Below are 26,838 nucleotides of genomic sequence, written 5' to 3'. Positions count from 1 at the left end.
ATCACCAACCAGCTCAACCACGAGCGCGTCACACTCGCCGCCCACGGCACCATGGCCGTCCGTGCCCTGCACGACGTCCAGCGCTGGGCCATGGAGACCAAGCTCGCCGACGGCCGGCGGGTCGTCGACCTCCCCTGGGTGCGCCGGACTCTCGCCCGGACCCACACCAGGCTGGACGCCATGAAACTCCTCAACTGGCAGATGGTGAACGCCGTCCAGGAAGGCACCCTCACCCCCCAGGACGCCTCCGCGGTCAAGGTGTACGGGTCCGAGGCCCGCCGTGACGCCTACGCCTCGCTCATGGAGGTCGTCGCGGCGGCGGGTGCCCTCAAGGAGGGCTCGGCGGGTGCGGTGCTCCACGGCGACCTGGAGCGCGGCTACCGCTCGGCCGTCATCTTCACCTTCGGCGGCGGCAACAACGAGATCCAGCGGGAGATCATCTCGTGGATCGGCCTGGGGATGCCGCGGGTACGGCGTTAGCGTCGCTGGTTGAACGCGCGTGACGTCCCCGTCGAAAAGGGTGGCGGCCGTCAGCTGTTCCAGCGGCGACGAGACACATCGAGGACCGGCTGCTCGACGATCCCGACCCCGATCCCCGAGCCGTCGCGGACGCGCTCCGGGTGTCCGTGCGCACGCCCTACCATGTACGCCCGTGAATTGTACGCAAGATCCGTACGGTCGCCCGGAACGGTGACCCGGCGGCGGCCCGGCGGCTACGTCCCACCCGCACCGTGCCGCGCTGTGCTCCCGCGCGTCTGCGTCGGCAACTGCTCCCCAAACACATTATCCGCGCCATGTCACGGCTCGGCCCCGGCTCGCGACCCGCACCGTACAAAGTCGGACCATTGCTCGCCATACTGGACGGGCCAGGGGAGGGCGGTTCGGACGACGGGGGAGATCGCGGCAGATGGGGGAGATGGGGGATACGGGGGAAAACAGGCTCATCCAGGGCCGGTACCGGTTGCTCGACCTGATAGGTCGAGGCGGCATGGGCGAGGTCTGGCGGGCCCGGGACGAGTCCCTGGGCAGACAGGTCGCCGTCAAGTGCCTCAAACCGCTGGGGCATCAGCACGACCACTCGTTCACCCGCGTCCTGCGGGAGCGGTTCCGCCGCGAGGCCCGGGTGGCCGCGGCCCTCCAGCACCGCGGAGTGACCGTCGTCCACGACTTCGGCGAGTCCGACGGCGTGCTGTACCTGGTGATGGAGCTGCTCGACGGACGCAACCTGAGCCAGCTCCTGGAGGACAACAAGCAGCATCCGCTGCCGGTCGCCGACATCGTGGAGGTCGCCGACCAGGTCGCCGCCGCCCTCGCCTACACCCACCGGCAAGGCATCGTGCACCGCGATCTGAAGCCCGCCAACATCATGCGGCTCGACGACGGCACGGTGAAGATCTGCGACTTCGGCATCGCCCGCCTCGGCTACGACATCGGCTTCACCTCACGCCTCACCGGCACCGGCATCGCGATGGGCACCCCGCACTACATGTCGCCCGAGCAGATCGGCGGCTCCGATGTCGACCAGCGCAGCGACCTCTACTCCTTCGGCTGCGTACTGTACGAACTCGCCACCGGGGCCCCGCCGTTCGACCTCGACGACGCGTGGGCGGTCCTCGTCGGACACCGGGACACCCCGCCCGAGCCGCCGCGCAGCCACCGCACCGAGCTCCCCGAGTTCCTGGACCGGATCATCCTCGACCTGCTGGCCAAGGAACCCGGGCAGCGACCGCACGACGCCCGCGAGGTGGGCCACCGGATCGACGCGGGCCGCAGCACGCCGGCGTACGTGCCGACCGTGGTGTCGGCGCGCGTGCGGCCCGAGACGGTACAGCGGCCCGCCTCACATGAAGTACAACAAGCACATGAAGCGCGCCTGCCGTCCTGGACCCATGGCATGACCACCGGCCACAAGGCGACCGGGGCGGGGCTGCGCAGCACGCCGCCGGACGCCGCCGCGGGCCTCACCGGCGACTGGATCGCCCGCACCGACACCCGCGGGGCCCAGGCACCGGTACCCGCCGAACGGCCTGCCCCGTCACCGGAGTTGCTCACCACACTCGCCGGCCGCCACAACGCGGGGCTGAGCCTGGGGCGGCTGGGCCGCTGGGCGGAGGCCGGCGAGGTGCACCGCGCCGTCGCCGCCGAACGCGAGCACGCCCTCGGGCCCGACCACCCCGACACACTGGCCAGCCGCTACGAGGTCGGCTTCACCCTCAGCCGCACGGGCCGCCCCGCCGACGCGCTGCGCGAGTACACGCGCGTGGCCGGCACCAGGGAGCACGTGCTCGGCCCCGACCACCCGGACACGCTGGCCGCCTGCCAGGAAATGGCCTACGTACTGGGCCGGTTGGGGCGTCATTTCGAGGCGCACCAGATCTACACGACCGTGCTCGCCACCCGGGAACGCGCGATGGGGCCCGACCACCCGGACACCCTGCGCTGCCGCCACAACCTCGCCTTCAACCTCAGCAGGCTCGGGCGTCTTGAGGACTCGTACCGGATGGCCAACGAGGTGGCCACGGCACGCGCCCGTGTGCTCGGCGCGCACCATCCCGACACACTCGTCACCCGGTACGAAGTGGCGTACGCGCTCGGCCAGTTGGGGCGGTGGCCCGAGGCGCTGGGGACCTACCAGGAGGTCGCCGCGGCCCGGGCGCAGGCGCTCGGCCCCGACCACCCCGACACGCTCGCCGCCCGCTACGAGGTCGGCATCAGCCTCGGCAGGCTGGGGCGCAGCGCGCAGGCCCTGGAGCTGTACAGGGGGCTGATCGACGACCGCACCCGCGTCCACGGGCCCGCGCATCCCGAGACCCTGCGCGCCCGGCACGGCCTCGGGGTCAACCTCGGCCGGCTCGGCCGCTGGGAGGAGGCGCTGGCCGAGTCCCGCGACGTGTGCGCCGTCCGGGAGCGGATCCTCGGGGCCGACCATCCGGACACGCTGGTGAGCCGCCGTGAGGTCGCGGTCGGACTCGGCTGGCTCGGGCGTTGGGCCGACGCGCTCACCGAGTACCGGCGGGTGGCCGGGGCGCGTGAGCGTGTGCTCGGCGTGGACCACCCCGACGCGCTGGCCAGCCGCAATGACGAGGCCCACTGCCTGGAACAGCTCGGGCGGGGGGTGGAGGCGGCGGAGTTGTACCGGCGGGTGGCGGCGTTGCGTCAGGGTCGTGCCGGGGCGTCCTGACGCCTCGCGCTGTCTTGCGCCGACACCGGAGGGCTGCGCCCCCGGGCCCCCGCCGGGTTTGGTTTTGGCCGCAGGTCGGATGTGGCTGGGCGCGCAGTTCCCCGCGCCCCTTTGGGGCGGTGCTCGTGGGCCCCTGCCTTCTTGGGGCGCACAGTTTCCCGCGCCCCTACGGGGCGCGTGTTCTCGCTTGGGGGGCCGCCGGGTGCCGTGTGGTCTGGCTGGGGTGGATCGGGGCGTGTTAAGCAAGAGGCATGGCTGCACACGAGGGACATCGGGAGCAGGACGTCGTCATTGTCGGCGGAGGTCACAACGGGCTGGTCGCCGCCGCCTACCTGGCCCGCGCGGGGAAGTCGGTCCTCGTCCTGGAGCGGCTGGGCGCCACCGGCGGCGCCGCCGTCTCCACCCGGCCGTTCGCCGGCGTCGACGCCCGGCTGTCGCGCTACTCGTACCTGGTCAGCCTGCTGCCCCGGAAGATCGTCCGGGATCTCGGGCTGGACTTCCGGGTCCGCGGCCGCACCGTGTCCTCGTACACCCCCACCGAGCGGAACGGCCGGCCCGCCGGACTGCTCGTCGGAGGCGGTGAGCGGCGGACCCGGGAGGCCTTCGCCCGGCTCACCGGATCGGGCAGCGAGTACCAGGCCTGGCAGCGCTTCTACGGCATGACGGGCCGCGTCGCCAAGCAGGTCTTCCCCACCCTCACCGAACCCCTCCCCACCCGCGACGAGCTGCGCCGCCGCATCGACGACGAGGAGGCCTGGCGCATCATCTTCGAGGAGCCGCTGGGGGTCGCCGTCGAGGACACCTTCGCCGACGACCTCGTACGCGGAGTCGTCCTCACAGACGCGCTCATCGGCACCTTCGCCGACGCCCACGACCCGTCCCTGCGGCAGAACCGCTGCTTCCTCTACCACGTGATCGGCGGCGGTACCGGAACCTGGGACGTGCCGGTCGGCGGCATGGGCGCGCTCACCGACGCGCTGGCCGGCGCGGCGCGCGGTGCCGGCGCCGTCCTCGCGACCGGCCACGAGGCGGTCCGCGTGGAGAGCGACGGACGCGCCGCCGAGGTCACCTACCGGACCGCGGACGGCGAGCGAACCGTCGCCGCCCGGCACGTGCTCGTCAACGCCTCCCCGCAGGAACTCGCCCGGTTGACCGGCGACGAGCCGCCCGCCCCCGCCGAGGGCGCCCAGCTCAAGGTCAACATGCTGCTGAAGCGGCTGCCCCGGCTGCGGGACACGTCCGTCGACCCGCGTGAGGCCTTCTCCGGGACCTTCCACATCGCCGAGGGCTACGAACAACTGGCGACCGCGCACGCGCAGGCCGCCGCCGGCTCGCTCCCCGAAGCACCGCCCTCGGAGATCTACTGCCACTCGCTGACCGATCCCACGATCCTCGGCCCCGACCTGGTCCAGCAGGGCTGTCACACGCTCACACTCTTCGGACTCCACACGCCCGCCCGGCTCTTCGCCCACGACAACGACGGCGTACGCCAGGAACTGTTGAAGTCGACCCTGGCGCAACTGGACGCACACCTCGTCGAGCCGATCGTCGACTGCCTGGCGACCGACGCGGACGGCCGCCTCTGCATCGAGGCGAAGACCCCCCTCGACCTGGAACGCGACCTCAGGCTGCCCGGCGGCAACATCTTCCACCGCGACCTCGCCTTCCCGCACACCCAGGAGGGCACCGGCCGCTGGGGCGTCGAGACCCGGCACGCCAACGTCCTCCTCTGCGGCGCGGGCGCGGTGAGAGGGGGAGGGGTGAGCGGCGTACCCGGCCACAATGCCGCCATGGCCCTCCTGGAAGTCCCGTAGGGGCCTTTCAGGGGCGCGGGGAACTGCGCGAGCAACCCCCACGCGCCGCAGACGCGTCCACGACGAGCGGCACATCGGCGAGAAGGCGGCCTGTCGAAGAAGGCGCTTCGCGCCCTCAGGCGGTGCTCAGGCGGTGCTCAGTCCGAGGACGCCACCCAGCCCACGCCCTCGACGCGCGACGAGTCCGCCGGCCGCGCCTCGTCGAACACGACCCGGTCGTCGTCCCGGACCCGCAGCGCGTCCACGTACACGCCCCGGCCCACATAGAGCCGGTCCGTCGTGTACCGCCAACGCACGACGAGCCGCGCGGCCACGGGAAGGTCCGCGCCGACCCGGTGCCAGGTCCGGCCCGACCACCCGGTCACCGACCCGGTGGAACGCTCCTGCGGAGCCTCCCCGTCGCGGACGGTCGTGAACGGCACCGGCTGCCACGTCGTGCCGCCGTCCGCCGAGGACTCCAGGAAGAGGGCGTCCGCCCGCGGCTCGGTGTCCCACCACAGGGCGCACCGCAGACGGCCTTCGGCGCCGACGTCGAGGGCGGGCAGCGTCAGGGTCGCGGACGTCGCGGTCGCCATGCCGGAGAACCAGGCCGTACGCCCCCGCGCGGGCCGGACCGCGACGGCGCGGGCCAGGTGGTCGGCGGCGGCGACGCGGGGAGCGGAACCGGAGCGCCAGGTGCGCACGGGGTGGACGGAGTTGCCGAGCAGCACGAGGAACGAGTCGGTCGTCGGGTCGAGGACCAGCGAGGTGCCGGTGAAGCCGGTGTGACCCGCGGTGCGCGGAGTGGCCATCGCGCCCATGTACCAGTGCTGGTGGAGCTCGAAGCCGAGGCCGTGCTCGTCGCCGGGGAAAGCCGTGTTGAAGTCGGTGAACATCAGGTCCACCGACTCCGGTGCCAGGATGCGCGCCCTGCCGTACACACCGCCGTTGAGCAGCGTCCGGCCGAGGACCGCGAGATCCCACGCGGTGGAGAAGACCCCGGCGTGGCCTGCCACACCGCCCAGGCTGTACGCGTTCTCGTCGTGCACCTCGCCCCATACGAGACCGCGGTCGAGCCCCGACCAGGGCCGGCGGGCGTCCTCGGTGGCGGCGATCTCCGGCTTCCAGGAGGCCGGCGGGTTGAAGCGGGTGCGGCGCATTCCGAGCGGAGCGGTGATCTCGGTCCGGAGCAGCGTGTCCAGTGGCCGGCCGGTGATCTTCTCCAGGACGAGCTGGAGCGAGATCAGGTTCAGGTCGGAGTAGAGATACGTGGTGCCGGGCGGGTTGAGGGGCGCCTCGTTCCAGACGCGCCGCAGCTTCTCCTCGTACGTCGGTGCGGTGTAGAGGGGGATCCAGGCCCGGAACCCCGAGGTGTGCGTGAGCAGTTGACGGATCGTGATGTCCTGCTTGCCCGCGCCGCCGAAGTCCGGGAGGTACGAGGCGACCTTCCCCTCCAGCTCCAGCGTGCCGCGCTCGATCTGCTGCACGGCGAGGATCGACGTGAACAGCTTCGACACCGAGGCGAGGTCGAAGACCGTGTCCTTGGCCATCGCGATCTGCTGCTCTGCGGGAAACTCCACGGCGGTGTCGGTCTTCTCGTCGTACGCCGAGTAGCGCACCGCCTTGCCGATCGGCTGATGCAGGGCGACCGTACCGCCGCGGCCCGCGAGCAGTACGGCGCCCGCGTACCAGGGGTGCTGGGGAGACGGGCCGAGGAACGCCTCGGCGTCGGTGACGAGTTGACGCAGGGGCGCGGGAAGCAGGCCGGCGCGTTCGGCGGAGCCGTGGCGCAGGGTCGGGCGGCCGGGGCCCGTGCCCTCACCGCCGTCGCTCCCCGCCGTACCGGGCGCCGCCGACGCCGCGGGCAGGGGCGCGAGGATCAGTGCGCCGCCCAACGCCGCCATGCCGCGCCCCACTTGACGTCGGGTCGGCCCGCCGCCCGCTCTGTCCGCCATCGAGGAGCCTCCCGTTGGTTGCGTCGTTCGGCCGTTGCTGTGTCGTGTCGTTGCGATGCGATGCCTGAACGTATCTTTCCGGGTTCGTCACCGGTCCCCGTCCGAGAAAATCGACGGAAACTGACGGGCCATCAGAAAAGGTCTTCCCTCGTCCGGAGGACTGCGGCATCCTGCGCCCATGCAGACGGAGCTGAGCAAGAAACTCGGAGTCGAGCACGCCCTCTTCGGCTTCACGCCGTTCCCCGCCGTCGTCGCTGCCATCAGCCGGGCCGGTGGACTCGGTGTGCTCGGTGCGGTCCGCTACACCGCCCCCGACGAGCTCAAACGCGACCTCGACTGGATCGAGGCACACGCCGGCGGACGGCCGTACGGGCTGGATGTCGTCATGCCGGCCAAGAAGGTCGAGGGTGTCACGGAGGCCGACGTCGAGGCGATGATCCCCGAGGGCCACCGCCAGTACGTCAAGGACACCCTGGCCAAGTACGCGGTGCCCGGACTCGACGAGGGCGAGGCCTCGGGCTGGCGCATCACCGGCTGGATGGAACAGGTCGCCCGCACCCAGCTGGACGTCGCCTTCGACTATCCGATCAAGCTGCTGGCCAACGCACTCGGCTCACCGCCCGCCGACGTCGTCGAGCGCGCCCACGAGAAGGGCGTGCTCGTCGCGGCGCTCGCGGGCAGCGCCCGGCACGCGCGCAAGCACGCCGAGGCGGGTATCGACATCGTCGTCGCCCAGGGCTACGAGGCCGGCGGCCACACCGGTGACATCGCCTCGATGGTGCTCACTCCCGAGGTCGTCGACGCGGTCGCGCCGCTGCCCGTGCTCGCCGCCGGCGGCATCGGCAGCGGGCAGCAGATGGCCGCCGCGCTCACGCTCGGCGCCCAAGGTGTGTGGCTCGGCTCCATATGGCTGACCACCACAGAGGCCGACATGCACTCGCGCGCCCTGACGCGGAAGCTCCTCGCCGCCGGGTCCGGCGACACGGTCCGCTCGCGCGCGCTGACCGGGAAACCCGCACGGCAGCTGCGTACCGAATGGACCGACGCCTGGGACGACCCGGCCGGGCCCGGCACGCTCCCCATGCCCCTGCAGGGACTGCTGGTCGCCGAGGCGGTCTCCCGCATCCAGAAGCACGAGGTGGAACCGCTGCTCGGGACACCCGTGGGGCAGATCGTCGGCCGGATGAACAGCGAACGCAGTGTCCAGGAGGTCGTCGACGACCTCACGCGCGGTTTCGAGAAGGCCGTGGACCGGCTCGACCGCATCGCAGGAAGGAGCCACGAGTGAGCCGGCCCCCCAACGGCTTCTGGGCCCAGGCCCTCGCCGACCCGGAGCGCACTGTGCTCGTCGCGACCGACGGCGAGGAGTGGACCGCCGGACGGCTGCACACCGAGGTCAACCGGCTGGTGCACGGACTGCGCGCCGCCGGGCTCGAACGAGGTGACTCCTTCGCCGTCGTACTGCCCAACGGCGTCGAGTTCCTCACCGCCTACCTCGCCGCCTCACAGGCCGGCTTCTACCTCGTGCCCGTCAACCACCATCTCGTCGGCCCCGAGATCGCCTGGATCGTCGCCGACTCCGGGGCCAGGGTGCTCATCGCGCACGAACGGTTCGGCGACGCCGCACGCCACGCGGCCGACGAGGCGAAGCTGCCGGCGGACCGGCGGTACGCGGTCGGCCGGGTCGCGGGATTCCGGGCGTACGGCGAACTCCTCGACGGGCAGCCCGGATCGGTGCCCGCGGACCGGACGCTCGGCTGGGTCATGAACTACACCTCCGGCACCACCGGGCGCCCGCGCGGCATTCGGCGCCCGCTGCCCGGCAAGCTCCCCGAGGAGACGTATCTCGGCGGTTTCCTCGGCATCTTCGGCATCAAGCCCTTCGACGGCAACGTCCACCTGGTGTGTTCGCCGCTCTACCACACGGCGGTGCTCCAGTTCGCGGGAGCGTCCCTGCACATCGGGCACCGCCTGGTGCTGATGGACAAGTGGACGCCCGAGGAGATGCTCCGCCTCATCGACACCCGGCAGTGCACGCACACACATATGGTCCCGACCCAGTTCCACCGCCTGCTCGCGTTGCCGGACCACACAAGGGCGGCGTACGACGTGTCGTCCATGCGGCACGCCATCCATGGCGCCGCTCCGTGCCCGGACCATGTGAAGAGGGCCATGATCGAGTGGTGGGGCCACAGCGTCGAGGAGTACTACGCGGCCAGCGAGGGCGGCGGTGCCTTCGCCACCGCCGAGGACTGGCTGAAGAAGCCCGGCACGGTCGGCAAGGCCTGGCCCATCAGCGAACTCGCCGTCTTCGACGACGACGGGAACAAGCTGCCGCCCGGTGAACTCGGCACCGTCTACATGAAGATGAGCACCGGCGGATTCTCGTACCACAAGGACGAGACCAAGACGAGGAAGAACCGCATCGGGGACTTCTTCACGGTCGGTGACCTGGGGTATCTCGACGACGACGGGTATCTCTTCCTGCGCGACCGCAAGATCGACATGATCATCTCGGGCGGCGTCAACATCTACCCCGCCGAGATCGAGGCCGCGCTGCTCACCCACCCCGCCGTCGCCGACGCCGCCGCCTTCGGGATTCCGCACGACGACTGGGGCGAGGCGGTGAAGGCGGTCGTCGAAGCCGCCCCCGGCTTCGCACCGGGCGAGACCCTGGCCGCGGAGATCCTCGGGCACTGCGCACGGCAGTTGGCCGGGTACAAACGGCCCGGAAGCGTCGACTTCATCGAGACGATGCCACGCGACCCCAACGGAAAGCTGTACAAGCGGCGCCTGCGGGACCCGTACTGGGAGGGCCGTACGCGTCCCGTGTGAAACCCCGATTCATGTGTGGTCCTCATGTCTGGTCCTCATATGTGGTCCGGGTCCATGTGGTCCGACCTCGATCTCCGTGCCGCCCGGCTTGACCTGCCAGGTGGACGGGCCGAGGATCATGTGCCATGACGCCTGGACACGGCAGCACGGTCGACGGGGTGCTGCGGCGCAGCGCCCGGCGCACTCCGGCTCGCGTCGCGGTCACCTACCGCGAGCGCTCCTGGACGTACGCCGAACTCGACGAGGCGGTGTCCCGCGCGGCCCAGGTGCTGCGCTCCTCGGGACTCGGACCGCGCGACCGCGTCGGCGCCTACGGACACAACTCGGACGCGTACCTCATCGGCTTCCTGGCCTGCGCCCGCGCCGGACTCGTCCATGTGCCGGTCAACCAGCACCTGACCGGCGACGACCTCGCGTACATCGTCGGCCAGTCGGGCAGCGCGCTGGTCCTGGCCGACCCGGGCCTCGCGGACCGGCTCCCCGACGGTGTCCGGGTGCTGCCGCTGCGGGACGCCGGGGACTCGCTGCTCGCCCGGCTGGAGTCGACGCCCGCGTACGACGGCCCGGAGCCGCGCGCCGAGGATCTGGTGCAACTGCTCTACACCTCGGGCACGACCGCGCTGCCCAAGGGGGCGATGCTGACCCACCGCGCGCTGGTGCACGAGTACCTGAGCGCGATCACCGCCCTCGACCTGAGCGCGGGCGACCTGCCCGTGCACTCGCTGCCGCTCTACCACTCGGCGCAGATGCACGTGTTCCTGCTGCCGTACCTGGCGGTCGGCGCCCGGAACACCATCCTCGACGCCCCCGACGCCGACCAGCTCCTCGACCTGGTGGAGGCCGGCCGCGCGGACAGCCTCTTCGCGCCGCCCACCGTGTGGATCGGTCTGTCGAACCGCCCCGACTTCGCGACCCGTGACCTGAGCGGGCTGCGCAAGGCGTACTACGGGGCATCGATCATGCCGGTGCCCGTACTGGAACGGCTGCGGTCCCGGTTGCCGAAACTGGCCTTCTACAACTGTTTCGGCCAGAGCGAGATCGGTCCGCTGGCCATGGTTCTCGGGCCGCACGAACACAAGGGGCGGATGGACTCCTGCGGGCGTCCCGTGCTGTTCGTGGACGCCCGGGTGGTCGACGAGGACGGCAAGGACGTGCCCGACGGCACCTCCGGCGAGGTCGTCTACCGGTCGCCGCAGCTGTGCGAGGGCTACTGGGACAAGCCCGAGGAGACCGCCGAGGCGTTCCGGGACGGCTGGTTCCACTCCGGTGACCTCGCGGTGCGGGACGTCCACGGGTACTTCACCGTCGTCGACCGGGTGAAGGACGTCATCAACTCCGGAGGCGTACTGGTCGCCTCCCGGCAGGTCGAGGACGCGCTCTACACCCATCCCCAGGTGGCCGAGGTCGCGGTGATCGGGCTGCCGGACGAGCGGTGGATCGAGGCGGTCACCGCGGTGGTCGTCCCCCGCGGCGAGGCCGGCAAGGTCGGGGAGGCCGGGGAGGTCGGCGGGGTCGGCGGGGTCACGGAGGACGACCTGGTCGCCCACGCACGCGAGAAGCTCGCTCACTTCAAGGCGCCGAAGCGGGTGATCTTCGTGGAAGAGCTGCCGCGCAACGCGAGCGGGAAGATCCTCAAGCGGGAACTGCGGGACCGGTTCGGGAAGGAATCCGCCGAATCCTCGCCGGGTTGAACTCAGGCCGCCGGTGAGCCGTACCCAGTAACGGCGGCCCGACCACCCGAGCCTGGTCTCCGCCGAGTCACCACCGGGTTTCGCACGGAAGGACCTTCGGGTTGTCTAGCACCACGAACTCTCACCAGTTGCCGGACACGGACCGGGCAACCCCGGAGGAACCCGCGACGCCGGAGGCACTGCCTCCGGCGGACAGCACACCCGCCGAGAAACCGGGCACGCCCGCCGGGACGACGGACGCCGCCACCGCGGAGCCGGATGCGTCGGCTGATGGCGGAGCCTCGTCGGCCGAGGCCGAGGGCGAGCACGAACACGAGGCCGAGGACGAGAACGTCCCCACCGACGACCTCAAAGGTTCCCCCAACTCCCCGGACACGGGCCTGCCCGACGACAAGGACTCGTCCGTCGACGACGGGGCGGCCCCCAGGGGCTGGCGCGCCAAGTACCCCGTCGCGGCCCGGACCGTGACCTGGACGATCACCGTCCTCGCCGCCCTGCTCGTGCTGTTCGCGCTCCTCATGCCGAACGAGATCGACCGCTTCCGGCCCGGAGTGTTCTTCCGCCTGCCGGTGGAGGCGATCTTCGGCGCGGCCGTCCTCATGGTCCTGCCGAAGACACTGCGGCTGGTGGCGGCGGTCCTCGCCGGTCTGGGACTGGGCGCGCTGACCGTCCTCAACCTTCTCGACCTCGGCTTCAACGAATTCCTCGGCCGCGGCTTCAACGTCGTACTCGACTGGATCCTGTTCGACGACGCCCGGACGTACCTTGAGGACTCGATGGGCAAGGCCGGCGCGGTCGGTGTCGTGATCGCGGTCATCGCGCTCGTCGTCGCCGTGTTCGCGCTGATGGTCCTGTCCGTCGTCCGGCTCGCCAACCTGCTGGCCCGGCACAGCGGTCGCGCGACCCGTGCCACGCTGATCGCCGGCACCGTCTGGGTCGCCTGTTCTGCGCTCGGCGTGCAGTTCACCGGGGTGCAGTTCGCGTCCCGCAGCGCCGCGGGCGCCGTCCAGAACCGGGTGGACCGGGTGCAGGCGACCCTCAAGGACGAGGCGGAGTTCGCCAAGGTGGCCAAGAAGGACACCTTCGCCAACACGCCGGCCGACCAGCTCCTCACCGATCTGCGGGGCAAGGACGTCATCTTCGGCTTCATCGAGAGCTACGGCCGCAGCGCCATCGAGGACCCGGTCATGGCGCCCGGTGTCGATGCCACGCTCACCGACAAGACCGAGGAGCTGAGCAAGGCCGGATACTCGGCCAAGAGCGGCTGGCTCACCTCGGCGACGTACGGCGGCAGCAGCTGGCTCGGCCACTCCACCTTCCTGTCCGGGCTGTGGATCAGCAACCAGGCCCGCTACCGCACCGTCACCGCCGGCGAGCACCTGACGCTCACCGGCGCCTTCCAGCGCACCGGCGCCTGGCGGACCGTCGGCATCATGCCGGGCGTCCAGAAGAACTGGCCCGAGGCCTCGTTCTACGGCCTCGACAACGTCTACGACTCACGGGAACTCGGCTACGAGGGCCCCAAGTTCAGCTGGTCGACCATGCCCGACCAGTACGCCCTGAGCGCCTACCAGCGCCTGGAGCACGGCAAGAAGCGCGACAAGCCACTGATGTCGGAGATCATCCTCACCTCCAGCCACCAGCCCTGGGCGCCGATCCCCAAGACCATCCCCTGGGACGAGGTCGGCGACGGCTCGGTCTACAAGGACATCCAGAAGGACGGCAAGAAGGCCTCGGACGTCTTCTACGACTCCACCAAGGTCAAGGAGGAGTACGGCAAGTCCATCGAGTACTCGGTGACCAGCCTCATCGACTACGTGGTGAAGTACGGCAACAAGAACACCGTGCTGGTCTTCCTGGGCGACCACCAGCCCCTGGCCAGGGTCAGCGGCAACCACGCCAGCCGGGACGTGCCGATCTCGATCGTCGCCCACGACAAGTCCGTGCTCGACAAGATCGACGACTGGGGCTGGACCGAGGGCCTCAAGCCCGACGACACGGCCCCGGTTTGGCGGATGGACTCCTTCCGCGACCGCTTCCTGACCGCGTACGGCTCGACCCCCCGGCCGTAGAAGCCCCCTGGGCCCCCGGCTGTGAAGAGCAGGCCGGGGGACTCGGGGAGGGCCGGGGAAGAAGGCCTCTCGCGGGCATAGGCCTACCGCGGGCGCAGGTCCACGATGCGCCTGATCTTGCCCACCGAGCGTTCCAGTGACTCCGGCTCGACGATCTCGACCCGCGCCGAGACGCCGATGCCGTCCTTCACGGCCGTCGCGATGGCCCGTGCGGCCGCGTCACGGATCTCCGGTGTCGCACCGGTACGCGCCTCGGCCCGTACGGTGAGCGCGTCGAGGCGGCCCTCACGCGTCAGCCGCAGCTGGAAGTGCGGGGCGACGCCGGGTGTGCGCAGGACGATCTCCTCGATCTGCGTGGGGAAGAGGTTCACGCCGCGCACGATGACCAGGTCGTCGCTGCGGCCGGTGATCTTCTGCATCCGGCGGAAGACGCGTGCCGTGCCGGGCAGGAGCCGGGTCAGGTCCCGGGTCCGGTAGCGGACCACGGGCATCGCCTCCTTGGTGAGGGAGGTGAACACCAGCTCGCCCTCCGCACCGTCCGGCAGCACCTCGCCCGTGAGCGGATCGACGACTTCCGGATAGAAATGGTCCTCCCAGATGTGCAGTCCGTCCTTCGTCTCCACGCACTCCTGGGCCACTCCGGGGCCGATCACCTCCGACAGTCCGTATATGTCGACCGCGTCGATGGCGAACCGCTCCTCGATCTCCCGGCGCATCTCCTCGGTCCAGGGCTCGGCGCCGAAGATGCCCACGCGGAGCGAGGTGTGGCGCGGGTCCACGCCCTGCCGCTCGAACTCGTCGAGGATCGTCAGCATGTACGAGGGCGTCACCATGATGATTTCCGGCCGCAGGTCCTGGATCAGCTGGACCTGGCGAGCGGTCATGCCGCCCGACGCGGGGATGACCGTACAGCCGAGCCGCTCGGCGCCGTAGTGTGCGCCGAGCCCACCGGTGAACAGTCCATAGCCGTATGCCACATGGGCCGTGTCACCGGGCCGGCCGCCCGCCGCGCGGATCGAGCGGGCCACCATGTCGGACCACATGGACAGGTCGTTCTCGGTGTATCCGACGACCGTGGGGAGTCCCGTGGTGCCGCTGGAGGCATGGATGCGGCGGATACGGTCCCGGGGCACGGCGAACATCCCGTACGGGTAGTTGTCGCGCAGGTCCGCCTTCGTGGTGAAGGGGAAGCGTGCCAGATCGGCGAGCGAGCCGCAGTCCTCGGGCCGTAGCCCGGCCTTGTCGAAGGAGTCGCGATAGAACGGCACGTTCTCGTAGGCGTGCCGCAGGGTGGCCCGGAGCCGCTCCAGCTGGAGTGCGCGCAGACCGTCCGCGTCGAGCCGTTCGCCCGCGTCCAACAGGTCCGTCGAGTTCGCCACAGGCACTGCTCCCCTCACCCATGCGCCATTTCGGACGACCGATCATTCGGTTGTGCCGTCGGAGATCAAGTAATCCAGCCGCGAGGGCGGCCGTCAAGGAGTGCGGTGGGAACCGGCGGCTCCCGTTCACCCTCTTCGCTACCGAAGGGTGATCGAGGTTCGAGAGATGGGAGGGGCCGCTGATGTCACGCACTGGGAACAGGGCTGCCGGGGTGGGCGGACTGGTCGCCGTACTGGCGGCGGCCTGTCTCGGCTGGGCGGTCTGGGCGGTGGCTTCTTCCGAGCGCCATGTCGGCGAGGACGCACGGGCCGGGGACGCGCGGAGCCGAGCGGTGCAGGTTCCGTGCCGGGAGGCGTTACGGTTCGCGGACCAGGAGCGGCTGCCGGCCGGGGCCAAGGACGCCGCCTGTGTGATGCAGCACGGCATCGACACGCTGTACGACGTCAGGTTCCGCATCAGCAGGACCGGCCTCGACGCATGGCTGGCGGACACCTACCCCGACATGAAGCTGGACTCCACGTGCGTCGAGGACGACGCCGACCGCTGCGGGCACCTGGACCTCCACCCGTACGCCGAAGGAGGCGCCGTGGCCCTGGAGTTGACGGTGCGGGACGAGAGCGACGGCTCCGCCCTCGTGCACTTCAAACCCTTCAACACGTGAACCGACGACGTGCGCGTGACGCTGCGCCGGCGTGCCCCCGACTCCTACTCCACTCCTACTCCACTCCTACTCTGGCGCCGCCCCTGCCTCCGCCTCCGTCTCTGCTTCCGCCGCCACCGACCGTGCCCACCGGTAGTCCGCCTTGCCGCTCGGGGACCGCTGGATGGCTTCCGTGATCACCAGCCGGCGCGGGATCTTGTAGCCCGCCAGATGCGTACGGCAGTGGGTCTGGATGTCGTGCAGGGAGGGTCGGCCGCCGCCTTCGCGCAGCTGCACCACGGCCGCCACATGGGTGCCCCATGTCTCGTCGGGCACCCCGGCCACCAGCGCGTCGTACACGTCCGGGTGTGACTTGAGGGCCTGCTCGACCTCCTCCGGATACACCTTCTCCCCACCGGTGTTGATGCACTGCGAGCCGCGGCCCAGGACGGTGACGACGCCCTCCTTGTCGACGGTCGCCATGTCGCCGAGCAGCACCCACCGCTCGCCGTCCTTCTCGAAGAAGGTCTCGGCGGTTTTCCGCGGGTCGTTGTAGTAGCCGAGAGGCACGTGTCCACGCTGGGCGATGCGGCCGGGCTCGCCCACGGCGACCGGCTCGTGCGTCGCCGGGTCCACCACCCGCGTGCGGGAGTTGACCTCGATGCGGAAGCCGCGGTCCGGGCCCGAGTCGGCCGTCGCCGTGCCGTTGAATCCGGACTCCGAGGACCCGAAGTTGTTGAGCAGCAGCACGTTCGGCACGAGGGCCTGGAACTGGGCGCGCACCGTCTCCGACATGATCGCGCCGGACGAGGAGACGCTGAACAGGGAGGAGCAGTCGGTGCCCTTCATGGGCCCGTTCAGCGCGTCGATCAGCGGGCGCAGCATCGCGTCCCCGACCAGCGACACACTGGTCACCTTCTCCTTCTCGATGGTACGCAGTACCTCCTCGGGCACGAACTTGCGGTGGATCACGACGCGTTGGCCGAAGTGGAAGCCGATGAAGGCGGTGAGGGTCGAGGTGCCGTGCATCAGCGGGGGCGTGGGGAAGAAGGTGATCCCGTCGCCGCCGGCCGCGACCCGCTCGGCGAGCTCCTCCGGCGACTTCACCGGCTCTCCGGTCGGGGCGCCACCGCCCAACCCGGCAAAGAACAAGTCCTCCTGACGCCACATCACGCCCTTCGGCATCCCGGTCGTGCCGCCGGTGTAGATGATGAACTGGTCGTCGGCCGAGCGTGCCGGGAAGCCCCGCCCGGGGGCTCCGGCGGCTTCGGCGTCCGCGAAGTCCACCGCAGGCAAGGCGGGAGCGTCCGGTGCCGGGACCCCCACCCGTACGAGATGCCGCAGCGCCGAGGCGCGCGGCAGGGCCGCCGCGACCCGTCCGGTGAACTCCGCGTCGAAGACCAGCGCCACCAGGTCCGCGTCCCGGTAGAGGTAGATCAACTCCTCCTCCACATACCGGTAGTTGACGTTCACCGGCACGATCCGCGCCTTCAGGCACCCCAGGACGGTCTGCAGGTATTCGATGCCGTTGTAGAGGTGCAGCCCGAGATGCTCACCGGGACGGATGCCGCTGTCGAGCAGGTGGTGGGCGACACGGTTGGCCGCCGCGTCCAGCTCCGCGTATGTCAGGCGCCGCTCGGCTCCCGTACCGGGATGGTCGATGTGGACGAGCGCCTCGCGGTCGGGGACCACGTCGACGACCGACTCGAACAGGTCGGCAAGGTTGTACTCCACCGCTCCTCCTGACCCCGGCAAGCATCGACGAGTGGACGTGCGTCATCGCTTCGCCGGTCATCAGAGCAAAGCGAGGCACAACTGGGAAGGGGCCGCACAGAAGTAATCTGACTGACTGTCAGAAAACCCTTGAACTGCTTCCGCGCCTCCTGCAACCTGTTCTCGTTCCTGAGACGGGAGGACGGCAATGGGTGGGACGGAACACCTCACCGTGCAGCGCGAAGGCGCCACACTGGTGCTCACGCTCAACAGGCCCGAGGCCAAGAACGCGCTCTCGCTGCCGATGCTGGTCGGCCTCTACGACGGCTGGGTGGAGGCCGACGAGGACGACGCCATCCGCTCGATCGTCCTGACCGGCGCGGGCGGCGCGTTCTGCGCGGGCATGGACCTCAAGGCCCTCGCGGGCAAGGGGATGGAGGGGCAGGAGCACCGGGGCCGCCTCACGGCCGACCCCGATCTGCACTGGAAGGCGATGCTGCGCCATCACCGGCCGCGTAAACCCGTGATCGCCGCCGTCGAGGGCCACTGCGTGGCCGGCGGTACCGAGATCCTTCAGGGGACCGACATCCGGGTCGCGGGGGAGTCCGCCACCTTCGGGCTCTTCGAGGTGAAGCGCGGGCTCTTTCCGATCGGTGGCTCGACGGTGCGTCTTCAGCGGCAGATTCCGCGCACGCATGCGCTGGAGATGCTGCTCACCGGCCGTCCGTACTCGGCGCGGGAGGCCGCCGACGTCGGTCTGATCGGCCACGTCGTCCCGGACGGGACCGCTTTGGAGAAGGCACTCGCCATCGCCGCGCAGATCAACGCCTGCGGGCCGCTTGCCGTCGAGGCCGTCAAGGCGTCCGTGTACGAGACCGCCGACATGGCCGAGTCCGACGGGCTCGCCGCCGAGCTGAAGCGGGGGTGGCCCGTGTTCGACACGGCCGATGCCAAGGAGGGGGCGCGGGCCTTCAGTGAGCGGCGCCCAGCGGTGTACCGGCGGGAGTGAGCTCCGCTCGTCGGCCGCCGTTCACAGCCGCGGGCTCGTTGTGGCTGGTCGCGCAGTTCCCCGCGCCCCTTTCAGGGGCGCGGCCCCGCCATTCCGTGAGGAGATGCTGTGACTGAAGTTCTCAAAGCTCCGTTGGTCGTCGAGTTTCCCTTCACCCGGTCTCTCGGGCCCGTGCAGAGCGCGTTTCTCACCGGGCTGCGTGAGCGGGTCGTGCTCGGGGTGCGGACCGGGGACGGCCGCGTTCTCGTGCCGCCCGTCGAGTACGACCCCGTCACCTCCGAGGAGATCGGCGAGCTCGTCGAAGTCGCGCCCACCGGCACCGTCACCACCTGGGCCTGGAACCACGAACCCCGCCGGGGGCAGCCCCTCGACACGCCGTTCGCCTGGGTCCTGGTGCGGCTGGACGGTGCCGACACCGCCCTCCTGCACGCCCTCGACGCCCCCGGCGGACCCGACTCCGTACGCACCGGCACACGGGTACGTGTCCGCTGGGCCGAGGACCGCTCCGGCGCCATCACGGACATCGCCTGCTTCGAACCGTACGAATCGCCCAACCCGCACGAACTGCGCGATCCGTACAGCGGCGGCGCCGCCGCACTCGTCGGCAGCGACGGTCGGTTCGAGGATCCGGTGACGGGCATCGTCGCGCCCGCCCGTCTCGACTACACCTACTCGCCAGGGCGCGCCCAGTCCGCCTACATCCGGTCGCTCGCCGACCGGCGGGTCGTCGGGGAGCGCTGCCCGTCGTGCCGCAAGGTGTATGTCCCACCGAGGGGTGCCTGCCCCACATGTGGTGTGGCCACATCGGAACAGGTCGAGGTGGGTCCGCGCGGGACCGTCACGACCTACTGCATCGTCAACATCAAGGCCACGCACACGGCGAACCTCGACATCGAAGTGCCGTACGTCTACGCGCACATCGCCCTCGACGGCGCCGACCTCGCCCTGCACGGCCGGATCGGCGGCATCCCCTACGACCAGGTGCGCATGGGCCTGCGGGTCGAGCCGGTGTGGTCGGAGGCGGGCGGCCATCCCGACCACTACCGGCCCACCGGTGAACCCGACGCGGACTACGAGACGTACAAGGAGCTGTTGTAGATGCCCGCACCGAGGCCGCTCAGGGACATCGCCGTCGTCGCCTTCGCGCAGACCGATCACCGGCGCACCAGCGACGACCTCTCCGAGGTGGAGATGCTCATGCCGGTCCTGCACCGGGTCCTGGCGCGGACCGGGCTGAAGACCGGCGACATCGGGTTCACCTGCTCCGGCTCCACGGACTATCTCGCCGGCCGGGCCTTCTCCTTCACCATGGCGCTCGACGGCGTGGGCGCCTGGCCGCCGATCTCCGAGTCGCACGTCGAGATGGACGGCGCGTGGGCGCTGTACGAGGCCTGGACGAAGCTCCTCACCGGCGACGCGGACACCGCGCTCGTGTACGCGTACGGCAAGTCGTCCCCCGGCTCCGTACGCGACGTACTGACCCGGCAGCTCGACCCGTACTACGTCGCGCCCCTGTGGCCCGACTCCATCGCCCTGGCTGCCCTCCAGGCGCAGGCGCTCATCGACGCGGGCGATACGGACGAGCCGGCGCTCGCCGCCGTCGCCTCCCGCAGCCGCGCCTCCGCCACCGACAACCCCCACGCGCAGCTGCGCGGTTCGGTGCCGCGGGGCGACTACGCCGTACGCCCCCTGCGTACCGGGGACTGTCCGCCCATCGGGGACGGGGCGGCTGCCGTGATCCTCGCCGCGGGGGACCGGGCCCGTGACCTGTGCGAGCGGCCCGCCTGGATACGAGGTATCGACCACCGCATCGAGGCACACGGGCTGGGCGTACGGGACCTGACCGACTCACCGTCGACACGCCTGGCGGCGGAGCGGGCCGGTGCCTTCGAACGGCCCCTGGACACAGCCGAGTTGCACGCTCCCTTCAGCTCCCAGGAAGTGGTGCTGCGCAAGACTCTGCGACTGGACGACGGCGTCGACGTCAACCCGTCGGGGGGAGCGCTCGCCGCCAACCCCGTCATGGCCGCGGGCCTCATCCGCATCGGCGAGGCGGCTGCCCGGATCGGTCGCGGTGCCTCCGACAGGGCGCTGGCGCACGCCACTTCGGGCCCCTGCCTGCAGCAGAACCTGGTCGCCGTCCTGGAAGGAGACCCGCGATGAGCGACACCAAGAGCAATGCGCTGAGCAATGCGTCGGGTAATGCGCTGAGTAGTGCGACGGGCAAGGAGCCCGTGGCGGTCGTCGGGATCGGTCAGACCAAGCACGTCGCGGCCCGAAGGGACGTGTCGATCGCGGGACTCGTCCGGGAAGCGGCCCAACGCGCCCTCGCCGACGCCGAGTTGACGTGGGCGGACATCGACGCCGTCGTCATAGGCAAGGCCCCCGACTTCTTCGAGGGCGTCATGATGCCCGAGCTCTACCTCGCCGACGCCCTGGGCGCCGTCGGCAAACCGATGCTGCGCGTCCACACCGCGGGCTCCGTCGGCGGCTCCACCGCGCTCGTCGCCACGAACCTGGTCGCGGGCCGCGTCCACGGCACCGTACTGACCCTCGCCTACGAGAAGCAGTCCGAGTCCAACGCCATGTGGGGTCTGTCCCTCCCCATCCCCTTCCAGCAGCCCCTGCTCGCCGGCGCGGGCGGCTTCTTCGCCCCGCACGTGCGCGCCTACATGCGACGCACCGGCGCTCCCGACACGGTGGGCTCCCTGGTCGCGTACAAGGACCGCCGCAACGCGCTCAAGAACCCGTACGCGCATCTGCACGAACACGGGATCACGCTGGAGAAGGTCCAGGCGTCGCCCATGCTCTGGGACCCGATCCGCTACTCGGAGACCTGCCCGTCCTCCGACGGCGCCTGCGCGATGGTCCTCACCGACCGCGCGGGGGCGGCCCGTTCGCCGCGGCCACCCGCCTGGCTGCACGGCGGCGCGATGCGCAGCGAGCCGACTCTCTTCGCCGGCAAGGACTTCGTCTCCCCGCGGGCGGGCAAGGACTGCGCGGCCGACGTGTACCGGCAGGCGGGCATCGCGGACCCCCGCCGCGACATCGACGCGGTCGAGATGTACGTCCCGTTCTCCTGGTACGAGCCCATGTGGCTGGAGAACCTCGGCTTCGCCGACGAGGGCGAGGGCTGGAAACTCACCGAGTCCGGGGTCACGGAACTGGACGGCGACCTGCCGGTGAACATGTCGGGCGGGGTGCTGTCCACCAACCCCATCGGGGCCTCCGGGATGATCCGGTTCGCCGAAGCCGCACTTCAGGTGCGTGGACAGGCCGGAGAACACCAGGTCGACGGCGCCCGCCGGGTGCTCGGGCACGCCTACGGCGGCGGTTCGCAGTTCTTCTCGATGTGGCTGGTCGGAGCCGCGCCGCCCACCTCCTGAACTGTCCCCCTCGCGTGGCCTGTGCGCGGCAGGGACCGAAAGCTAGGCTGGCCGCGCACGACGCAACCGGGAGGAGCACGACGTGGCCGAGAGCACCATCCAGCAGCACCCGCTCGCGGGCTGGGACAAGCCGGAGCTTGACCTCAGCAGCGCCGACTGGCATTCGAGCAGCCGGGGGCTGGGGGATGTCCAGATCGCCTTTGTCGAGGGATTCATCGCGATGCGCAACAGTGGCCGCCCGGAAGGCCCCTCCTTGATCTTCACACCCGCGGAGTGGGGCGCGTTCGTGTCGGGGGCACGGGAGGGGGAGTTCGACCTCACCTGATGAGGGTTTCCGGTTCCTTTTTCCGGACACGCGATCTTCGACCTCTTCCTGGGGACTGCCTGAGCGAGGCTGACCCCAGGAAGCGGATGAAGACGTTCCGGAGGCGAGAACTTCATGAACACCCTGCCGGTCATCGCTGCGGTCGACGGATCGGACGACAGCCTGCGCGCCCTCGACTGGGCTCTCGACGCGGCCCGTGGGCGCGAGGCACCCCTGCGCGTGGTCCACGTGCGGGAACCGGGGCCCTGGCTGCGGCCCGAGACACTCACCGCCGGCCGGCCGGAGCCGGACACCGACCCGGTCCTCGACCTGGTCCGCGACCGGCTCAAGGACCTGGCGCGCGACGCGCCGGTCACGGAGTACGTCACGACGGAGTACGTCACGCTGGACGGCGCCCCCGCCGCCCTGCTGCCCGGCCTCGGCTCCGAAGCGCAGCTGCTGGTCTTCGGCTCCCGTGGCCGTGGGGGGTTCGCGAGCCTGCTCCTCGGTTCGAACGGGACGGCCGCCGCGCGCGACGCGGAGTGTCCCGTCGTGGTGGTCCCCAGGCCCGGACGCGAGGTCCACGACTCCGAGCTCGTCACCCCCGGACCGCGTGTGGTCGTCGGCCTGCACGTGGACAGCCCGAACAACGAGGCACTTGCCTTCGCGTTCGCCGAGGCCGCCCGGCGCGAGGCCCGCGTCCAGGTGGCCGCCGTATTTCCCTGGCCTGTGCAGGCCGGTGACCTCGTGCCACCGCCGGTCGTCGACGAGGACGCCATCGAGTCCGAGACAAGGACCCTGGCCACGGGCTTCGTCGCTCCGCACGCCGAGCGGCACCCCGGGGTCGGCACCGACCTCTACGTGCTGCCGGGCGACGCGGCGGGCCAACTCGTCGCGGCTTCCCGAGGCGCCGATCTCGTGGTGGTGGGCCGCCACCGCAGGCGCCTGCTCGCGCCCGCCCGCATGATCGGCTCGGTCACGCAGGCGGTGCTGCTGCACGCGGCGAGCCCGGTGGCGGTGGTTCCGCCGGACGGGACGGAGGGGTGAGGGCCGAGGACCGAGGACCGGGGGCCGGGGACCGACGGCCGATGGCTGAATACTGAGAAAGCGGCACAGCCTCCGGCCGTGAGCAGCGCAAGCGGCCTGGGCGACGCGTGGGCGGCGTGCGGGAGGCGCGTGAGCGGTGTGAGCAGGGAGGCCGGCAGCCGTCGGCCCCGCGCCGGTTCGCCCCCCGGTGCACGTACCATTGCGGCATGTCCTTCCTCCGCCGCCGCAGCGCCACTCCCGCCGGGCCAGACTTCGACGTTCTGGCCATGGATCCGGGCGACTGGCCGGGCAACCTCGGCGCGGGCCTGCTGCCCGCACCCGATGGCAGCTGTCAGGGTGTGTTCCTGCGCTACGACCTGTTCGGCGGCCGCGGCCCCGCGATGATCATCGGCAATCTGCCGGAGGGCTCCCCGGCCCGGGACGTCCCCGAGGGAGAGGTCCCGTTCGAGGTGGCCCAGCTGCTGCTGGCGCTGGAGAACGACGAAGAGGTCACCGTCGCCGGCGCCGAGGACATGCCGGTGATGCAGGGCGACAACCTCCTCATCGTGCGCCGCCTCAAGCTCTCCGAGACGCGCATCTCCTGTGTGCAGTTCGACCGCAGTGACAAGGTCCTGGTGACGATCGCCGCCTGGGACCGCCCCATCACCGACGACCTGTACGCGCTGCTGAAGCCGCTGCCCGCGGAGCTGTTCCAGCAGGGCTGACCCTGCCGTCCAGGTGCTTCGGGTGGTCCGGATGGTCCGGATGGTCCGGATGGTCCAGGAAGTGGAAGCCGGGCCGTGGGTGCATGAGGAAGTCGTGGTGGGAGATGTTCCACGCGTAGGCACCCGCGAGCGCGAACGCCACCCGGTCACCCGCCCGTAGCCCCGGCGCGAGGACGTGCCGGGCCAGGACGTCCTTCGGAGTGCACAACTGGCCGGTGAGCGTGACCCGTTCACCTCGCGCCACCGGCCGGGGCCACGGATGCGGCCAGTCCTCCACCGGGAGCAGGGCGCGGGGCTGGTCGTGCCCCTTGGTCGCCGGGGTGCGCAGGTGGTGCGTGCCGCCGCGCACCACGGCGAACTCCTCGCCGTGGCTGAGCTTCACATCCAGGACCTCGGTCGCATACCAGCCGCAGTACGCCGTCAGCGCGCGGCCCGGCTCGATACGCAGCGTCAGATCCGGGTGCAGGGCGCAGAGTCGGGCGAGCCCGTCCCCGTAAGCGACCCAGTCGAAACGCTCCTCGGGAGCCGCGTAGTCGACCGTCATGCCCCCACCGACGTTCACCTCGGCGAGCCGCACCCCGTGCCGCTCGGCCAGTCGCACGGCCCACCCCACGATGGACTCGGCGACCGCGAGCTGTTCCGGAGCCCGAAGTCCGCTCGCCAAGTGGGCGTGAACACCCCGGAGTTCGAGGTGTGGATAGGTGCCGTCGGTGAGCAGACCCACGACCGTGTCCGCCTGGGACGGGTCGAGGCCGAAGGGAGTGGGACGCCCGCCCATGGTGAGGGAGCTCGCCGCCAAGGAGCCCGCGGCGACGGGCAGGTTGAAGCGCGGCAGCACGGCGACCCGGCCCCCCTCCGGACCGACCTGTCGCGCCAACTCGGCCAGCATGTGCAGCTCGTACTCGCTCTCCACATGGAAGCGCGCCACGCCCAGCTCCAGCGCGGACACGATCTCGGCGGGAGTCTTGCCGGGCCCGCCGAAGGCCAGCGGCCGGCCGGGCACCGCCTCGGCGACATGGGCGAGTTCGCCGCCCGACGCGACCTCGTAGCCGTCCACGTACGGGTCGAGCGCGGCCAGGATCGCCGGCTCCGGGTTGGCCTTCGCCGCGTAGTAGAGCTCGACGCGCTCCGGCAGCGCGTCCCGCACGGCCGCCGCGTGTGCCCGGAGGGCCATCACGTCGTAGACGTAAGCGGGGAGTTCATCGGAGGCCAGGGTGAGTACGCGGTCCCGTACGGCGTCGGTGGGGCTGGTCATCGGGGGCTCCCGGTTGTGCGGCGGCGCATGATGCCCTCGCCGAGTGGTGAGGGCAGACGGACGTATCCGGCCTCGCGGTCGGCCTTTCGCTCCCAGCGGGTGAGGAGGTTCGCCTTGGCGGGCAGGGGCACGCCCGCGAGCAGCGCGGCCAGCGGCGGCGGGCAGCCGTACCGGTCGGCGTACGTCCGGAGGGTGCCGCGGACCTCCGCCCACAGCGCGGCCTCGGTGTGCGGGTGCAGATCGGCGAGGGCGGCGAGCAGCTCGGCGACGTGGTTCACGAGCAGGCAGTAGACGACCCGGTCCCAGCCGCGTTGTGCGTCGTACGTCAGCGGGCCCGCGACGTCGGGCGGCAGCGAGGCGAGGGTCTCGGCGTGGTGCTCGGGTACGAGTTTGGTGCCCTCCAGGTCCCGGAAGAGGACCTGGGCGGGCATGCCGTCGCCGTCGACGCAGATCAGCACGTTCTGCAGATGGGGTTCCAGCACCAGACCGTGGTCGAAGTAGGCGGCGAGGACGGGCGGCACGAGCAGCCTGAGATAGGCCGCCCACCAGTCGAGCGCGGCCCGCGGGCCGGCTCCGTCGAGGAGACGGGAGATGTGCGCGGGACTGGTGGGGTACTCGTCCGCCACCGCCGCCGCGAGCAGCGGGGTGGTGCCGGGCAGCAGACGCCTGGCCAGGCCCTCGCGGACGATGACGCCGAAGCCTTCGAGCAGGTCGCGATCCGGGGTTCCGTCGGGGCCGGGCAGGGCGAGACTGCGGTACGCGGGCTCGCGGAGCACCGCGCTGCCGGGGAACCGGTCGGCCAGGTCGGCGAGCACCGGGCCCAGCACACGGGTGAGGGCGACGGCGCCTGACAGCTCGTAACTCGCGTTCTTGCGCAGGCAGTTGGTGATCCGGATGTTCAGGCTGAACTTGAGGAACGACTCGCCGTCGTAGAGCGTCCGTACGGACGCGGTGGCGGCGAAGGGCCTGCCGCCCGGGCCGAGGTCGAGGACGTCCCCGCGTCGCAGAGCCGCGCGCAGTGTCGGGTGCTCGCGCAGCATCGCGTACTGCCAGGGATGCGCGGGCAGCAGCCGGTAGCCCTCGGGGACGGCCGCGCCGTCCAGCCGGTTCCGCGGCTTCCGAGGGTCCTGCCTGCCCGGCGGATCGAGCGGGTCGAGGCCATCGAGCACGCCGAGCGCGCCCGGCTCCGCGGATTCCTCCGCGATCAGGTGCTCGCGTACGGCGAGGTGGCGCAGCGAGAAGACCGCGGCCGCCTCCGGCGCGTAGGCGAGCCAGGAGTCCGTGTCCCCGGTGCGCGCCTTGGGAGTGGGGTGGAAACGGTGCCCGAACAGCAACGCCTGCTCGGAGGCGAGGTAGGCGGCGACGGGCGCGTCCGCCGACGCCGGGCCGGCCCCCGCGGGTACGGGGACGGAGGCGGGGGCGGCTCCGGTCCGTACCGACCCGGAGGCCGGAGCGGTCCCCGTCCGTACGGAAAGGGCCGCGGCGATGGTCCGATGGCTGGAGTCGATCTGCTCCAGGAACTCCTCGTTGCGTACGCCGGTACGCAGGTACAGCTCGTCCTGCGTGAGCTCCGCGAGCCGCCGCCGGCCGACCTCACTCCAACCACCGTCCGCCGTCTGCTCACTCACCGGGCCGGTGAAGCGGTGCGCGCCGAGCATCGACGTACGGCGCAGCGCGACACGCAGCAGCACGCCGCGGCGGGGCAGCCGCAGCAACAGCCGGCCGTCGGTGACCGCGGTCTGCTGCTCGGGCGCCGACACCTCGCGCAACAGGCAGTTGAGCAGCGTGTGCGCCACGGCCAGGTCGGCGGAGGTGAGTTGGGTTCGTGCGGTGGAAGCGGTGGAAGCGGCGGAACCGGGGGCGGGGCTGGGGG

Annotated in this window: 20 protein-coding genes; 15 read left to right on the top strand and 5 right to left on the bottom strand. The window is 71.1% G+C overall.

The genetic code is table 11. From position 1 onward, the window contains the following. The 3 genes from AOK01_RS25025 to AOK01_RS25015 all read left to right on the top strand — a co-directional run. The coding region (locus AOK01_RS25025) for an acyl-CoA dehydrogenase family protein (protein WP_281181436.1) at nt 1–480 on the top strand (480 nt) is incomplete at its 5' end. 427 nt (nt 481–907) lie between these two features. After that, nucleotides 908–3,181: a serine/threonine-protein kinase gene (locus AOK01_RS25020; RefSeq protein ID WP_425424762.1), complete on the top strand. Its 2,274-nt coding sequence runs from the start codon at nt 908–910 to the stop codon at nt 3,179–3,181. Between the two features lie 251 nt (nt 3,182–3,432). Beyond that, nucleotides 3,433–4,995 (top strand): phytoene desaturase family protein, encoded by a 1,563-nt coding sequence (locus AOK01_RS25015; RefSeq protein ID WP_055515406.1) that lies wholly within the window; start codon nt 3,433–3,435, stop codon nt 4,993–4,995. Nucleotides 4,996–5,132: 137 nt separating this feature from the next. Here AOK01_RS25015 and AOK01_RS25010 read toward each other — a convergent pair whose 3' ends face one another. Next, complete coding sequence (locus tag AOK01_RS25010) at nt 5,133–6,929, bottom strand: serine hydrolase domain-containing protein (protein WP_055515404.1); 1,797 nt, start codon at nt 6,927–6,929, stop codon at nt 5,133–5,135. A 178-nt stretch (nt 6,930–7,107) separates the two neighbouring features. Between AOK01_RS25010 and AOK01_RS25005 the strand changes: the two genes are divergently transcribed. The 4 genes from AOK01_RS25005 (at nt 7,108) to AOK01_RS24990 (ending at nt 13,527) form a co-directional block, all read left to right on the top strand. Further along, nucleotides 7,108–8,217: an NAD(P)H-dependent flavin oxidoreductase gene (locus tag AOK01_RS25005; RefSeq protein WP_055515402.1), complete on the top strand. Its 1,110-nt coding sequence runs from the start codon at nt 7,108–7,110 to the stop codon at nt 8,215–8,217. Further along, complete coding sequence (locus tag AOK01_RS25000) at nt 8,214–9,764, top strand: acyl-CoA synthetase (RefSeq protein WP_055515400.1); 1,551 nt, start codon at nt 8,214–8,216, stop codon at nt 9,762–9,764. The genes AOK01_RS25005 and AOK01_RS25000 overlap by 4 nt, the downstream gene beginning before the upstream one ends. A 125-nt stretch (nt 9,765–9,889) precedes the next feature. Further along, nucleotides 9,890–11,455 (top strand): acyl-CoA synthetase, encoded by a 1,566-nt coding sequence (locus AOK01_RS24995; protein ID WP_055515398.1) that lies wholly within the window; start codon nt 9,890–9,892, stop codon nt 11,453–11,455. 101 nt (nt 11,456–11,556) lie between these two features. Beyond that, nucleotides 11,557–13,527: an alkaline phosphatase family protein gene (locus tag AOK01_RS24990; protein ID WP_055515395.1), complete on the top strand. Its 1,971-nt coding sequence runs from the start codon at nt 11,557–11,559 to the stop codon at nt 13,525–13,527. A gap of 83 nt (nt 13,528–13,610) precedes the next feature. Here the strand turns inward: AOK01_RS24990 and paaK are convergent, their stop codons facing one another. After that, a complete protein-coding gene (gene paaK, locus AOK01_RS24985; RefSeq protein ID WP_055515394.1) occupies nt 13,611–14,906 on the bottom strand; it encodes a phenylacetate--CoA ligase PaaK in 1,296 nt (431 codons plus the stop codon). A gap of 182 nt (nt 14,907–15,088) precedes the next feature. Between paaK and AOK01_RS24980 the strand changes: the two genes are divergently transcribed. After that, nucleotides 15,089–15,568 carry a hypothetical protein gene (locus tag AOK01_RS24980; RefSeq protein WP_157871479.1) on the top strand — a complete coding sequence of 160 codons (480 nt, stop codon included), beginning with the start codon at nt 15,089–15,091 and terminating at the stop codon, nt 15,566–15,568. A 66-nt stretch (nt 15,569–15,634) separates the two neighbouring features. Here the strand turns inward: AOK01_RS24980 and AOK01_RS24975 are convergent, their stop codons facing one another. Next, nucleotides 15,635–17,281, bottom strand: coding sequence for an acyl-CoA synthetase (locus AOK01_RS24975; RefSeq protein WP_055515390.1), 1,647 nt, complete (start codon nt 17,279–17,281; stop codon nt 15,635–15,637). A 187-nt stretch (nt 17,282–17,468) separates the two neighbouring features. On the opposite strand from AOK01_RS24975, the gene AOK01_RS24970 reads away from it, so the two are divergent. The 7 genes from AOK01_RS24970 (at nt 17,469) to AOK01_RS24940 (ending at nt 23,710) form a co-directional block, all read left to right on the top strand. Then, entirely contained in the window at nt 17,469–18,269 is an 801-nt protein-coding gene (locus AOK01_RS24970) for a crotonase/enoyl-CoA hydratase family protein (protein WP_055515388.1), read from the top strand. 108 nt (nt 18,270–18,377) lie between these two features. Continuing rightward, nucleotides 18,378–19,367 (top strand): Zn-ribbon domain-containing OB-fold protein, encoded by a 990-nt coding sequence (locus tag AOK01_RS24965; protein ID WP_055515386.1) that lies wholly within the window; start codon nt 18,378–18,380, stop codon nt 19,365–19,367. After that, nucleotides 19,368–20,432 carry a thiolase domain-containing protein gene (locus AOK01_RS24960; protein ID WP_055515384.1) on the top strand — a complete coding sequence of 355 codons (1,065 nt, stop codon included), beginning with the start codon at nt 19,368–19,370 and terminating at the stop codon, nt 20,430–20,432. Beyond that, on the top strand, nt 20,429–21,655 hold the full coding sequence (locus tag AOK01_RS24955) for a thiolase domain-containing protein (protein ID WP_245702398.1): 1,227 nt from the start codon (nt 20,429–20,431) through the stop codon (nt 21,653–21,655). The genes AOK01_RS24960 and AOK01_RS24955 overlap by 4 nt, the downstream gene beginning before the upstream one ends. Before the next feature lie 82 nt (nt 21,656–21,737). After that, the gene (locus AOK01_RS24950; RefSeq protein WP_055515382.1) at nt 21,738–21,980 is read left to right on the top strand and encodes a DUF397 domain-containing protein; all 243 of its coding nucleotides are present in this window, start codon (nt 21,738–21,740) and stop codon (nt 21,978–21,980) included. A 114-nt stretch (nt 21,981–22,094) separates the two neighbouring features. Next, nucleotides 22,095–23,006 (top strand): universal stress protein, encoded by a 912-nt coding sequence (locus AOK01_RS24945; protein WP_055515380.1) that lies wholly within the window; start codon nt 22,095–22,097, stop codon nt 23,004–23,006. Between the two features lie 206 nt (nt 23,007–23,212). Next, nucleotides 23,213–23,710: a hypothetical protein gene (locus AOK01_RS24940; protein ID WP_055515378.1), complete on the top strand. Its 498-nt coding sequence runs from the start codon at nt 23,213–23,215 to the stop codon at nt 23,708–23,710. On the opposite strand, the gene AOK01_RS24935 is transcribed toward AOK01_RS24940, so the two are convergent. After that, nucleotides 23,649–24,965, bottom strand: a complete 1,317-nt coding sequence (locus tag AOK01_RS24935; RefSeq protein WP_079103716.1) for a type III PLP-dependent enzyme — start codon at nt 24,963–24,965, stop codon at nt 23,649–23,651. The genes AOK01_RS24940 and AOK01_RS24935 overlap by 62 nt on opposite strands. Continuing rightward, on the bottom strand, nt 24,962–26,838 hold a 1,877-nt coding region (locus AOK01_RS24930), incomplete at its 5' end, for an IucA/IucC family protein (protein ID WP_055515376.1). The genes AOK01_RS24935 and AOK01_RS24930, both read right to left, overlap by 4 nt.

Source organism: Streptomyces aurantiacus (assembly GCF_001418335.1).
Taxonomy (GTDB): domain Bacteria; phylum Actinomycetota; class Actinomycetes; order Streptomycetales; family Streptomycetaceae; genus Streptomyces; species Streptomyces aurantiacus.
This window is presented reverse-complemented; position numbering and strand designations above follow the sequence as displayed.